Source organism: Paenibacillus amylolyticus (genome assembly GCF_051136285.1).
In the GTDB taxonomy this organism is placed as follows: Bacteria; Bacillota; Bacilli; order Paenibacillales; family Paenibacillaceae; genus Paenibacillus; species Paenibacillus amylolyticus_F.
Genome location: NZ_CP194938.1, coordinates 1509521 through 1523417, shown reverse-complemented (window position 1 = coordinate 1523417; position 13897 = coordinate 1509521). Strand labels below are relative to the sequence as shown.

Sequence of the window (13897 nt, the reverse complement as noted above, 5' to 3'; positions counted from 1 at the left end):
ATATAATAACGCTAATTACGTTCGGGTACTGTAGGAGAGTGCCTGGACGATCATGTACGATGCAACGAATCCTGTTTCTGAAAAGATACGAAAGGGTTGATGAAGCATGGGCCTGGAAGCTTTGAATGAACAGGTGAAGCGTGATTTAGCGTATTTAAGCTTTGGCGGAACCAACTGGGTTCGTACACAAGAGCATCTGGAAGGGCATGTATATGATGTTGTTATTGTAGGCGGAGGACAGAGCGGGCTAGGGGCTGCATTTGGACTTCTGCGCGAACGAATCTCAAATATTCTAATTATCGACGAAAATGCGGCCGGGAAAGAAGGGCCTTGGGATACTTATGCACGAATGGTTACACTGCGGACGCCCAAACATCTGACTTCAATAGACTTAGGTATACCATCTCTGACCTTCCGCTCATGGTGGGAGGCTCAGGCAGGTGTTGAGGGATGGGAAAAGATCGACAAAATCCCGCGCAGGGATTGGATGAATTATTTGCGTTGGTACCGGGAAGTGCTGGATCTGCCTGTGCAAAACGAAGTGAAGTTGCAACTGATTGAACCTACGCTGGAAGGAATTCATCGGCTGCATGTGAGCGGAAAAGGGATACCCCCAAAGATTATTCTTGCCCGGAAAGTTGTGCTTGCGACCGGTATACAAGGCGGCGGAGAGTGGTATGTTCCATCACTAATCGCAGATCATCTGCCGAGAGAATGTTATGCACATACTTCGGAAGAGATTGATTTCGAACGGTTAAAAGGGAAAAAGGTTGCTGTCCTGGGCGGTGGGGCCTCGGCCTTTGATAATGCGAATCACGCCCTTGCGTCCGGTGTAGCCGAAGCTCATGTTTTTGTCAGGCGTGCACAGCTGTCGCAAGTGAATCCGATTCGCCAAATGGAACAATCCGGCATGATCGAGCGGTTTCACGCATTGTCTGTTCCTGACAAGTATCGGGTGATATCTCACTTTTTCCAATTTAATCAGCCACCCACCAATGATACATTTAATCGCGCAGCCTCCTGGCCTGGATTCGAGCTGCATCTGAACTCTCCATGGCTCGGCACTGAAGTGAAAGAGCAAGGAGCCCAAGTACAAACCGCGCACGGCACGTATACGTTTGATTTTCTAATTATAAGTACGGGTCTGCTCAGCGATCCCGCACTTCGCCCTGAACTTCGACTTGTGGAGCAGCATATTGCTCGCTGGCATGACTGTTATGAAGCCCCGCCGGAATTTCGTAATGTGTTGCTCGATGCACACCCCTTTCTAAGTCCCGGATTTGCAATGACCAGTAAAAGTGAACAGGGAAAGTCGTTATTGCATGGACTGTTTGTATTCAATTATTCTGCACTAGCCAGCTGTGGTTTATCGGCTTCAGCGATTTCCGGAACAAGGAGCGCCATCCCCAAGCTGGTTTCAGGCATAGCAGATCAGTTGTTCCTTGATGACCGGGAGGTAACGCTGCAAGAGTTTTACAAGTATAATGAACCGGAATTCACAGAGACATGGGTGAAACGTCATGTGCTTGGTTAAGAGATAACTTTATAAGAGACATGCACAGTAGTCATAACGTGCAATCTTAATATGAATTTCGTGCAGCATTCGATGCTGCGCGTTTTTGCTTTTTTTACGATGTGACTTACGCTCGGTGCACATTTGTTGTAAAATGTCGTTTGGAACATGTTTAAAGGTAGGGATAAAGAAATGGAACCTAAGAAACAATTAAAACAAATGAATTATGAGCAGTTTAGAACCCATGTGAAAAAAGTGTCACGTTTACGCAAGGTACCCCTGATCAAAATTGTGGCTTTTCAAGAGAAATATATGAGGATAGAGGAATTGCAGTTTTATGACGTGGAACATAATTATATGAGCGTTCAGGCCTGTAATACGTTGTGGATGAACCTGGAGAACAAATCATTTCGTAACATGGTATCTCAGCCATTGCAGACTTATCAGCAGATGCCCAATCTTGGGCGGCTTTCTTTCGAGAATCTGATCCGGGAATTATATGATACCGCTGTACCCATTCTGATGAATTACGATCCTGCTGAATATTACACCTTAGAACAGCTAGTTGAGATACTGGCAACGGATGAGGAGAAGTTGATTGAGCAACTGGAGATGGGCAGATTCAAAGATGCTTTCATTAATGAAGAAGGTAAATGGCTTAAACCTAAACCGGAAGTAGGAAGTATTGAGTCGCTGTAGTAGGAAGCATCGATTCATTATCGTAGGAGTACCATAGCTTATAACGCCAAAATCCTGCAACATCGCCGCCAAAATCGTCGGTAGTTGCGGGATTTTTAATGAGGTAGTTAGCGAACACGCCGAATAACCAATCCAGCTCTGAAGGAAGTGGGAGTATTCGGGGGCGATATGATACGCTGGCTCTTGATCATGAATGCTTTTATCTTCTGTGGAACCGCCTACGAAGGAAGCTTCAACGATTCATAAGTCGAATGGTGAATTTTTTTGAAGGTTTTTTAAATTATTTTGAATGAAAATGATTGTTTTTTACGGAATTTATGATACTATAGAAGCAGTTGGAGGAATGCATATGCTGACTGAAGAACGATATGCTGCAATTGTAGAGCGCTTACATTTACAGGGAATTGTGAAGTTGCAAGAGCTTGTTGATGTGCTGGGTGTTTCTGAATCCACGATTAGAAGAGATTTGATTGATCTGGAAAGCCGTCAGATGCTCAAACGTATTCATGGTGGTGCCTCACTGGTGAATGAAAAATCTTTAGAGCCAGGTATGGAGGAAAAAACGTTCAAAAACATTCAACAGAAAACAGTGATTGCCCGGTTGGCAGCACAGGAAATCCAGAATGGTGAGTGTATTTACCTGGATGCTGGCACAACAACACTGGCTATGATCCCTTTCATTGAAGCCAGGGATGTAACGGTGGTCACCAATGGACTCTCCCATGTGGAGGCACTGGTAAGCAAACAAATTCGGAGTTACTTGCTGGGCGGCATGATGAAAACTCATACCAAAGCAGTGATCGGCAGCATCGCGCTGCAAAACATGGACAATTTCCGGTTTGACAAGTGTTTTCTGGGAAGTAACGGAGTGGACCCTGAAATGGGGTATACAACACCTGATCCGGAGGAAGCCTTGATTAAGAGGCGAGCACATCAATTGTCGGGAAAATCTTATGTGCTGGCTGATTCCAGCAAAATGGGGGATATTACTTTTGCCAAATTGTTTGATTTGGAGGAGGCAGATCTGATTACGGAGCGAATGCCAGAACATTGGCGGACGGTAATCACCCAGAAAACTAAAATAATTGAGGGATAGCGATGATATATACGATAACACTCAACCCGTCCATTGATTACATCGTCGAAGTGGACGATCTAAAACTTGGCGGACTAAACCGCATGAATCGGGATTTGAAACTACCTGGCGGCAAAGGTATTAACGTTTCACGGATTCTGAATCAGCTCGGAGCGGCCAATACGGCTATCGGATTTTTGGGCGGCTTCACGGGACGTTTCATTAACGACAAGTTGCAGGAAGACAAGATTCAAACGGACTTTGTTACCATTGCAGATGATACTCGCATTAACATTAAGCTGAAGCATGGGGATGAAACCGAAATTAACGGTCTCGGACCAGCGATTCGTGCAGAAGAGGCAGAGCAACTGCTGAATAAACTGTCTTCTCTGAAAAAAGGAGATATTGTCATTCTCTCTGGCAGTGTTCCGCCATCACTCGGTTCTGATTTTTATGATCGTCTCATTCAAGTATGCAAGCAGACAGAAGCCGAGTTTGTCATTGATACAACAGGACCCGCACTGATGGAAGCGCTCGTTCATCAGCCATTGCTGGTGAAACCGAACCATCATGAGTTGGCCGAATTGTTTGGCGTAACCATTGAGACACGCGAGGAACTCGTATCTTACGGACGTAAATTGCTCGAAGCGGGTGCCAAACATGTACTGATCTCTATGGCTGGAGAAGGAGCATTGTTCATCACAGAGACGAATGTTTATCACGCAACCGTACCTAAGGGCACGGTGAAAAATTCAGTTGGTGCCGGCGATTCCATGATCGGTGGATTTGTAGGTACATACGTGCTGCAGGCAGACTTGCTGGAGGCATTCCGCACCGGGGTAGCTTCCGGCAGTGCGACTGCTTTCTCCGATGACCTTGCTACTCGTGAGTTTATAGAAGAATTGCGTAATCAGGTTACGATTACAACGCTTTAAATGGCAAGAATATAGTAAAGTGAAGAACTGATGTAAGGCCTGCCATGTGCAGGCCGACGAACTCAAGGGAGTGTTTCAAGATGAAAATCACTGACTTAATGATCCAGGAAACGATGATCATGGATCTGCAAGCAACAACAAAAGACGAGGCCATTGACGAGTTGATTGCCAGCCTTAACCAAAGTGGACGGATTAATGATCCGGCACTGTTTAAGGAAATGATTTACAAAAGAGAAGCGGAGTCCAGCACAGGCATCGGTGGCGGAATTGCCATGCCACATGCCAAAACCAAAGCGGTGAATGAACCGACAGTTATTTTTGCGAAAAGTAAACAAGGTTTGGACTTTGAAGCACTGGATGACCAGCCTGCTCAACTCTTTTTCATGATTGCAGCTCCAGAAGGTGCAGGTAATACACATCTCCGCACATTAGCGGCTCTTTCAAGGTTGTTGGTTGACAGCGATTTCATTGCTGAGCTGATGAACACCAATACGCCACAAGAAGTGAGCGCTTTGTTTGATGCAAAACAGGCGGAAGCTGCGGAGAAGGAAGCGGCGAAAGAGAAAGCAAAAGCGGAGAAAGCAGCACAAGCCTCTTCGACTAAAAATATTACTAACAACGTAAAAAACAACTCGGGTGTCATTGTTGGCAATGCGAATACCGAAGACTTTGTTGTCGCTGTTACAGCTTGTCCGACAGGTATTGCTCATACGTTTATGGCCGAGGATGCCTTGAAGAAAAAAGCGCAGGAAATGGGCATCAACATCCGTGTTGAAACCAATGGTTCCGAAGGAGCACAGAATGTGCTTACTAAGGATGAGATTGCTCGTGCTAAAGGGGTTATCATTGCTGCTGACAAAAATGTCGAGATGGCTCGATTTGATGGCAAACCGGTTCTGCAAAGACCAGTAAGTGATGGAATCCGCAAATCCGAAGAACTGATCCGCAAAGCGGTTAATGGAGATGCACCAATCTATCGCAGTCAAGGTGGGAATGCGAAGGATGAAGGTGCAAGCGATAGCAAGATGAGCGTGGGAAGCAAAATTTACAAAGATTTGATGAACGGGATTTCACACATGCTGCCATTTGTTGTCGGCGGTGGTATCCTGCTCGCGATCTCATTCTTGTTTGAACAACTTGCAAGTCCTCAAAATCCGATCGTACAATTGCTGCAAACCATTGGTGGAGGAACAGGTGCGTTTCATTTCCTGATTCCTATACTTGCCGGATTTATTGCAATGAGTATCGGTGATCGTCCGGCCCTGATGCCTGGTATGGTTGGTGGTTTGATGGCTGTAAACTCCAATGCAGGTTTCCTTGGTGGTTTAGCTGCCGGTTTCCTTGCGGGTTATGTTGTTATTGGTCTGCGTAAAGTGTTGAAAGGTCTGCCAAAAGCGATTGACGGCTTGAAACCAATCCTGATCTATCCGGTACTTGGTTTGCTGATCGTTGGTACGATTGCTTATTACATTTTTGATCCGGTTTTCGGTGCTCTGAATACATGGCTTGTAGATGCACTCGGTAATCTGGGTACAGGTAACAAAGTATTGCTTGGTTTGCTGCTCGGCGGTATGATGGCGATTGATATGGGCGGTCCGTTTAACAAAGCGGCTTATACTTTTGCTATTGGTGTATTTACATCCAGCGGAAACACAGACGGTGCTTGGATGGCAGCAGTTATGGCAGGCGGTATGGCTCCTCCCCTGGCGATTGCCCTGGCAACAACGTTCTTCAAGTCCAAATTTACGGAACAAGAACGCAAATCCGGTTTGACAAACTATGTGCTTGGTCTGTCATTTATTACAGAAGGTGCAATTCCATTTGCAGCGGCTGACCCGCTTCGTGTATTGACCTCCTGTATTATTGGTTCTGCGGTAGCAGGTGGACTTACTCAGCTGTGGAGCATTAATGTTCCCGCTCCGCACGGTGGTGTCTTTGTAGCACTTCTCGCTAACCACACTCTGCTGTTCCTGCTCGCAGTTGTTATTGGCTCTGTGATCTCAGGTCTAATTCTGGGATTGTGGAAGAAGTCACCTACGCTCGTTAAATAATAAAACAGGTTAATGTTAGTTCGAGTTATCGTATTACACTAATGTGTTACGATGGTCGATCCAAAGCATCTCTCCAATGAATAAATTCATGGAGGGATGCTTTTTTTATGTTCGTTGTTTGTTTCGTTTGTATAGAGGAGTATGTTATGATGAATCAAGGTAAATGAAACATAGTTTCATCAGATGGAACATAAAGTTTGTTTTTTGAGTTTTGATGCAAAGTATCGAAGATAGAGGTCCTAAATGGTTTCAAAAGAAAGAGGAGGAGTCATCATGGAGAACGATCAGATCAAAAGTCAGGTACAGAAGCAATTTTCTCACAATGCGGAGCATTATGTCACAAGTGAGATTCATGCACAAGGCGAGGATCTTGCTCTTCTCGTTGCATCATCTCAGGCGGCTGAACATATGAGTGTGCTGGATATTGCAACCGGAGGAGGGCATGTTGCGAATGCGCTTGCTCCGCTCGTCGGAAGCGTGACAGCCCTCGATCTGACGGAGGGAATGTTAGAGGTGGCCGCACGTTTTATTCGAGGCAATGGTCATGAAAATGTAGACTTTGTAACGGGAGATGCGGAGCATATTCCTTTTCCGGACAATAGCTTTGATCTGGTGACCTGCCGAATCGCAGCGCACCATTTTCCAGCTGTGTCCTCTTTTGCTTCCGAGGCCTACCGCGTGACCAAACCAGGTGGCTGCTTATTGTTTATTGACAATGTAGCCCCTGAGAAGGATGAGCTTGATCGCTTCTATAACGGAATAGAGAAACAGCGGGACCCTAGTCATGTTCGGGCATGGGGCAAAACGGAATGGATCGGACTATTGGAGCAAACCGGTTACCGGGTCGAGACACTGGTCTCTTTTGCGAAAAAATTTAATTTTGATGATTGGTGCAGGCGTGCGTCCCTCTGTGGAGAGGCTCGTCTTGAGCTTGAAGCCAAGTTGTTGCATGCAAAGGAAGAAGCGCGACATTATTTTAAAGTGGCTGAGACAGAGCAGGGAGGGCTTCTAAGCTTTGAAGGAGAAAGTGTTTATATTCAGGCACTGAAGCGGTAAGAGTGAATTGAGTCTGTGAGTCACTGTGCGATTAAACGAATATATTAATAAAGGCAGACGTACCTTTTCGAAGGTAAGCCTGCCTTATTTTCATAATATGAAGGTCGTATTCCTGTTGTAAAACGAGTTACTCAGGTGGGAAAGATACAGGTTTAGGCTAATTTACACGACAGGCCACTTCACTTTACGCAATGCATCCAGCAACTCGGGTGGAGCATTCAGGTTGTCTCGTACCAGATCACGCGGCGTTAGAGCCATCCACTGATTAAGAGAGACGTCCTCAAAACGGTCACTTCGGAAGATTTCCAAAAACCATAACGTGTCTTTACCGGTATTTTGTATATAATGTCCCATGGCTACGGGAACATACCCCACATCTCCAGCCCGGTAATCAAAGGTGCGTGCGTTACCATTGCCACCAAAAACGGTCATCCTGCCTTTACCCGTCAAATAGTATTGCCATTCGTCTGCATTCGGGTGCCAGTGCAGTTCTCGCATCGCTCCGGGTTTGATCTCAACAAGGGCTGCAGCGACAGTGGTGGAGATGGGAAAGTTGGTGGAATCTACGATGCGTACACTGCCTCCGGGTGTAATCAAGGGCTCCTGTGCAAGCAAACGATAGGTAAACGGGAGAGGGACCGTTCCGTAGGGAGACTGGATCTTCTGGCTCTCCAGTGAACCAGGCACATTGTCCTGAAAAATATAAACCTGCTCCTTGGGCATCGACTGAAAGGCCGATTCAGGAACGCCAAAATTCAGGGATAATACCTCAGGCGGGGTATGAGCAAACCAGTCAGAGATTGATAATGTGTTCAGGTCAGAGAAACTGCCATCATCAAATATTAATAAAAATTCGCACCCGTTCTCCAGACCTTGGATCGAATGAGGTAGTCCTTTTGGGAAAAACCAAAGATCACCCGGTCCAACATTTGCGATGAAATTTCGCCCGTTCTGATCAACAGAGGTGATCCGGGCCGTTCCCCAGATCATATAGGCCCATTCGGATTGCTGATGCCAATGCAGTTCACGGACGCCGCCTGGGGTCAGGCTCATATTCACTCCCGCAAGCGTAGTGGCGACAGGCAGATCACGTACCGTAATCTCCCGTGACCAACCACCGTGGTTAAGTTGCATATGGGTGTCCGAGAATGACATTCTGAGGTTAGGTAACAAGCCGTTATCCGTCTTAGGGGGAACGAGCATATCAGGATTCTGTCTATCTCTCAGCACATCCCGTGGTCCATAATCGGGCCCTCCTGCACCGTCACTGCGAATGGGCTGTGGGATGATGAATGGTTGAGCACTGGGTTGTTTTTCTTTACTCATCACGATGTCTCCTTCCGATCCGCCGCGTTACAAGTCATACGGCTTTCTCACCATGCTTACACCTATGAAAGCAGGCTTGGAAAATATGAAGGACAAAGATAAAAAAGAATCAAAAAAACAAAAGACTCGACCACATTCGGTCAAGTCTGGAATAAGACCTCTTCAGGATCAAGATCGGTAAATTTCAAGAATGATATTAGGTACTCAGATAATTATGCTCGTAGATTTCATGTACCCGTTGAAGTACAGCAGCGCCCTGCTCCTTAAAACGAAGGCGAGTTGCCTTATTGTTAACAAGAAACGTACCGGATTCATGTCGCACTTTCCCGATGGCTGCGTTATGAAGCAGGGATGCGCCACGACTCGGATGAGCAAAAAAAAGTTTCATCACGGGTCTGATATAGAAGGGCAAACCGGATGCCTTATCCCTTTTCAGCGTATTGTTACCGCCCGGATCTACACTAAGAAGCCGAATACCATCTGCCATGGCAGTGGGAGCAGCCTCTTGAGTCCACAATGAGAGGGCGAGCTTGGATGCTGCGTACGGGCCAAACAGCTTCTTAAACGAGGCGGGTCGTTCCAGCATGTTGAGATCGAACGTTCTCATCATGCCAAAAGCAGTTGTGGAGGTGTTCACCACCGTTTTCAACCGCCCGTGGCGAATCAGATCATATAGCTCCTGGTAAATGATATAAGGAACCACAGTTTGAAGCTCAAAGTGCAACTCATGCCCCTGATCCGAATATTGAAGGGTGGATGCGCTGCCTCCCGCATTGTTGAACAGGACGTCGATTGCATTCGTCTGTAAACGAACCTGCTCAAGTGCAGAACGAAGGCTGGCATAATTCGTCAGATTAGCCTGAACAGATATTAACTGACCCGAGCGTAACGCAGCCTGGATTTCGGCATCATCTACAGGAAAGGGGGAGCGATTAAGGCCGATGATCTGCCATTGTTCCGTTAGAAGTTTTCGTGTAAGCTCCAGACCAATTCCTGAGGTAGAGCCTGTAATTAAGGCTGTGCGAAGCGAGTTAGTGTGATTCATCATCATAACCTCCAAATGGTTTCATGTATTGTCAGAATCAATCGGTATGCCTGAATAGATCAGTTGATTTTGCCGATTAACCTGCAGGAGAGGTCATTCTACAATTTGGAGCTGGCTCCAAGTCAAGGGGGAGATTTTTGGCTTGACTTGGAGCCAGCTCCAAGTTATATGATAGAGAGAGCTATATATACGGGAGGGATAAGGATGAGTGTTCAAACCATGTTCTCCATTCACGAGACATCAGAACGGTCGGGATTATCCAAAGATACCATTCGTTATTATGAGAAGATTGGTTTGCTTCCCCGCGCGGAGCGTAAAGCCAGTAGCCATCGGGTCTATTCCGAGCAGGATATTCAGACGATGAGTCTGATCACATGTATGAAGAAAACAGGTATGTCTCTGGAGGAAATGAAGCCATTTCTGAGGATGTCACTGGAATCGGATTTGAACGATTTCCCGGAGGAACGGGAGATGCTGATTAATTATCAGAAAAAGGTAGAGGAACAGATTGCCTCCATGCAACAGGTCGTGGATTTTATTCAGGAGAAGCTTGAAAAGCGCAGCATGTTTCCTGAAGATTTTCCGATTACAGGAGAGCATTTGCTGACGGGACTAACCAAAAGGAATACATTTTCATGAGGGAATGTGACCTGTGCGGTTTACCATGGATGAGAAAAAAGGGGATACGTCATGACATTACAACAGCTTAAATACGTTATAGAGGTTGCCACGCACGGCTCGATGAACGAAGCTGCCAAACGGCTTTTTATCTCTCAGCCCAGCTTATCTAACGCGATTCGTGATCTGGAGAAGACGCTTCGCATTACCATTTTTGAACGTACAAATAAAGGAATTACCCTCTCTAAAGAAGGGGTGGAGTTCCTAAGTTATGCACGTCAGGTCGTGGAGCAGGCTGAACTGTTGGAGAATCGGTATCTGAATGCCAAGCCGTCTCCGCAGCATTTTTCGGTATCCACCCAGCACTACGCATTTGCAGTGAATGCATTCGTACGGCTTGTTCAGCAGTATGGTCAGGATGAATATGAACTGGCCCTGCGCGAGACCAAAACGTATGAGATCATTCAGGATGTGAAAAGTCTTCGCAGTGAGATTGGCATTCTCTATCTGAATGAGTTCAACGCCAAAGTCATCAACAAATTGTTGAAGGATGCGGGTCTTGTGTTTACAAGCCTGTTTACAGCGAAACCCCATATCTTCATCAGTGTAAACAATCCGCTCGCCAAGCAGGAGTCTGTGGCCATCGAGCAGCTTCAAGATTATCCATACCTGTCCTTTGACCAAGGAGAGTATAATTCGTTTCATTTTTCCGAAGAGATTCTAAGTACACTATCACATCCCAAAAGCATTCAGGTAAACGACCGGGCAACGTTATTTAATCTACTTATTGGTCTGAACGGGTATACCATCTCGACAGGGGTGCTTAGCGCCGATCTGAACGGCAACGAGATCATACCGGTTCCGCTCGAATGTGAGGAATCGATTAATGTAGGGTGGATTAGTCATAAAAGTACGTCACTTTCCAATCTCGGCGTTGCTTATGTACAGGCATTACACGAGGCCATTGGCCTGTAAAAATGATTTTACAGGTTCAATGTACTTATCCGAAGGGAGCAGGAAGTTGAGAGTATTATACCGGAATAAAAGTGAACAGCATGAGTTGACTGTATATGAGACCAAGAGGCTTTATGGGGAGAAGGGGCACTTCCGTGTGTTACAGTTTTCGAATGATGCGGTTCAAGGTGCAATGGATCTGGAAGAGCCTTCTAGAATTGTACTGGAGTACCCGCGGGCTATGTTACATCTGATGGAACAAAATGATCCGCATTTCAATCGTGCATTCGTGGTGGGGCAGGGCATTGGTACAATTCCTTCTTATCTGTCAGATCGACAAGTCAAGGTGGCAGAACTGGACGCGGAGGTTGTGGAAATAAGCCAGCACTTTTTCGGATATAAAAGCTCATCGGTGTTGGTTGGTGATGGCCGAGAGCTGCTTGAACGGGAGCAGGCTGGAACATATGATTATATCGTTATTGATGCATTTACAGCAACGGGAACCCCGGAACAGTTTACGAACCGTTCTTTTTTCAGCATGGTGAAAGACAAGCTGGATGAAAATGGGGCTGTGCTGCTTAATGTGTTCGGACGCTCAGGCAACGACAAACTTGTGAATGCAATCTATACAACGCTTGGAACAGCGTTTCCTTATATACGTGCTTTTGCGCTCCCGGCAGAGCCAAATGTTGTCCAGAATCGTATTCTGATGGGCAGCCATCGTCCGATTGATGTTCAGGTACGGCTTATGGCAGGCTTTGTAGAAGAAAATCTGGAAGAAGGCCATATCATTGAAGGGTAAGCAAACGAAGAGGGATTAGCATCTTTTCCAGAGGCATTAATTTTGTCATGAATTCGTCAATCCCATAAATAAATGTTAAGATACTTCGTTCTCTTCATTGTTTCTTAACAACTTTATTATATGATGGTACAGGTATGCCTTTTTATGAAAATCCGGGGGAAAAAACATGATTGCAAATAAAAGATGTTCCAGATTATGCAGAAAAGTCAAGAAATTCAAAAAGGTCAGTCTTACTGCATTACTTGGTGGGTTCGTTACGATTTCTGTCCTGATGACACTTACAATTATGGTGATTACTTCGTATACCACCCAGAAACAATCTCTTATTAACAATACACTTACCGTTAACTATGCAAGTGCGGTACAGATGAGTCAAACGCTAAACTCATTATTTGAATCGATGCAAAAAAGTTTAAAGTACGGTGCGGCGTATTTTAAAGATGTCGATTACAAGGACAAGGAGAAACTTAATACTACGCTGGATTTGATCCATAATAGCAGCGATTATTTTAATTCCGTAGTTTTGGCTGAGAAGACAGGGCTTGTACTGTCGATGTCACCTTATTCTCAGGTCAGTGTTGGTAAACACGTTAGCTCTGAGGCGGCCAAAGCAGCGATTAAATCAAGAACCTCATACATATCGGATGCCTATTTGACTCCGCGAACGAAGCGCAGAATTGTTTTTCTCAGTGAACCAATTGTTGATTCAGAGGGGAAATTCAAAGGCATGATTAGTGGAAGTATATATTTGCAGCAAAATAATATACTCGATTTGTTGTTTGGAAGTCAACTGAAGACCAGCAATGGTACGTACTTTTTTATTGTTGACCATAAGGGTACTTTGCTTTTTCATCCCAATGTCAGCCGGATCGGAAAAGATGTAAGTGAAAACACAGTGGTTCAGAAACTGTTAAAAAATCAGACAGGACAAGAGCAATATACGAATCTGGATGGGGTTAATACGCTTGCAGGGTATTATAAAGTTCCAGCAACCAACTGGGGAGTTGTTATCGTATCTCCGACCCAAGTTGTATATGATCAGTTAAATCGTCAGATTGGTCTGTTGCTGCTTTATATAGCGGTGCCGTTTATATTGTTAACCTTGATTGTACTAAGAGTTTCTCGCAAGCTTGTGCAGCCGTTTGTATTCTTGGCAGATCTCGTGCAACAAGTGGACAAAGGACGGGTAGAGCTACCTGTTGTGAAACCGCATTGGAACAGGGAAGCAGATCTGCTTACCCGAACGATGCTTGGAGCAATGGCAAGTTTTAGAAACAAGACAGATCAGCTGGTATATGATGCAAGAACCGACATGTTGACTGGTTTGAATAACCGCAGAACCTTTGAAGAGGTGATCCAGGAATGGATTAAGGATGAGAATCTGTTTGCGATCATTGTTCTCGATATAGATCGTTTTAAGTTAATTAATGATACCTACGGTCATTCTGCTGGAGACGAGGTGTTAAGACAGATTGCCAAGCTAATTCAGATGTCTGTAAGGACTGAGGATATTTGTTTCCGGTTTGGCGGGGAAGAGTTTGTTGTGTTGTTGCGGAATTACGATTCGAAGATGGCATATGAGACAGCCGAGCGCATTCGAATTTCCGTTGAAGAAAGTGTTCTGGCTGTGGATCGTTCTGTTACGATATCAGCAGGTATCGCAGAGTTTCCGATGCATTCCCGGTCGGAATCCGAATTGTTCCATCTGGCGGATAATGCGTTATATCTGGCAAAAGAAGAAGGACGCAATCGGACCGTTGTTATTCAGACGGTGGAAAAAGCAGAAGAGTAGCACAGAAGAACAGAAACAGACCTTTATGAAC

The 13897-nt window shown here is 45.5% G+C and carries 12 protein-coding genes; 10 read left to right on the top strand and 2 right to left on the bottom strand.

Annotation, left to right across the window (positions count from 1 at the left end):
- The first annotated feature begins 106 nt into the window (after positions 1–106).
- The 6 genes from ACR8BL_RS06825 (at position 107) to ACR8BL_RS06800 (ending at position 7329) form a co-directional block, all read left to right on the top strand.
- Entirely contained in the window at positions 107–1534 is a 1428-nt protein-coding gene (locus ACR8BL_RS06825) for an NAD(P)-binding domain-containing protein (protein ID WP_434751900.1), read from the top strand.
- Between the two features lie 147 nt (positions 1535–1681).
- The gene (locus ACR8BL_RS06820) at positions 1682–2212 is read left to right on the top strand and encodes a hypothetical protein (RefSeq protein ID WP_434751899.1); all 531 of its coding nucleotides are present in this window, start codon (positions 1682–1684) and stop codon (positions 2210–2212) included.
- A gap of 349 nt (positions 2213–2561) precedes the next feature.
- On the top strand, positions 2562–3308 hold the full coding sequence (locus ACR8BL_RS06815) for a DeoR/GlpR family DNA-binding transcription regulator (RefSeq protein WP_434751898.1): 747 nt from the start codon (positions 2562–2564) through the stop codon (positions 3306–3308).
- A 2-nt stretch (positions 3309–3310) separates the two neighbouring features.
- Entirely contained in the window at positions 3311–4222 is a 912-nt protein-coding gene (pfkB, locus tag ACR8BL_RS06810) for a 1-phosphofructokinase (protein ID WP_434751897.1), read from the top strand.
- A gap of 80 nt (positions 4223–4302) precedes the next feature.
- Positions 4303–6273 (top strand): PTS fructose transporter subunit IIABC, encoded by a 1971-nt coding sequence (locus tag ACR8BL_RS06805; protein WP_434751896.1) that lies wholly within the window; start codon positions 4303–4305, stop codon positions 6271–6273.
- A gap of 273 nt (positions 6274–6546) precedes the next feature.
- Positions 6547–7329, top strand: coding sequence for a class I SAM-dependent methyltransferase (locus ACR8BL_RS06800; RefSeq protein ID WP_434751895.1), 783 nt, complete (start codon positions 6547–6549; stop codon positions 7327–7329).
- A gap of 162 nt (positions 7330–7491) precedes the next feature.
- Here ACR8BL_RS06800 and ACR8BL_RS06795 read toward each other — a convergent pair whose 3' ends face one another.
- Positions 7492–8655 carry an oxalate decarboxylase family bicupin gene (locus ACR8BL_RS06795; RefSeq protein WP_434751894.1) on the bottom strand — a complete coding sequence of 388 codons (1164 nt, stop codon included), beginning with the start codon at positions 8653–8655 and terminating at the stop codon, positions 7492–7494.
- Positions 8656–8851: 196 nt separating this feature from the next.
- Positions 8852–9706, bottom strand: coding sequence for an SDR family NAD(P)-dependent oxidoreductase (locus ACR8BL_RS06790; protein WP_434751893.1), 855 nt, complete (start codon positions 9704–9706; stop codon positions 8852–8854).
- A gap of 198 nt (positions 9707–9904) precedes the next feature.
- Here ACR8BL_RS06790 and ACR8BL_RS06785 point away from each other — a divergent pair, with 198 nt between their 5' ends.
- From ACR8BL_RS06785 to ACR8BL_RS06770, 4 genes are all read left to right on the top strand, one after another.
- Positions 9905–10339: a MerR family transcriptional regulator gene (locus ACR8BL_RS06785; RefSeq protein ID WP_434751892.1), complete on the top strand. Its 435-nt coding sequence runs from the start codon at positions 9905–9907 to the stop codon at positions 10337–10339.
- A 51-nt stretch (positions 10340–10390) separates the two neighbouring features.
- On the top strand, positions 10391–11293 hold the full coding sequence (locus ACR8BL_RS06780; protein ID WP_434751891.1) for a LysR family transcriptional regulator: 903 nt from the start codon (positions 10391–10393) through the stop codon (positions 11291–11293).
- Between the two features lie 46 nt (positions 11294–11339).
- Positions 11340–12074, top strand: a complete 735-nt coding sequence (locus tag ACR8BL_RS06775) for a spermidine synthase (RefSeq protein WP_434751890.1) — start codon at positions 11340–11342, stop codon at positions 12072–12074.
- 166 nt (positions 12075–12240) lie between these two features.
- Positions 12241–13866 carry a sensor domain-containing diguanylate cyclase gene (locus ACR8BL_RS06770; RefSeq protein WP_434751889.1) on the top strand — a complete coding sequence of 542 codons (1626 nt, stop codon included), beginning with the start codon at positions 12241–12243 and terminating at the stop codon, positions 13864–13866.
- Positions 13867–13897 lie beyond the last annotated feature (31 nt).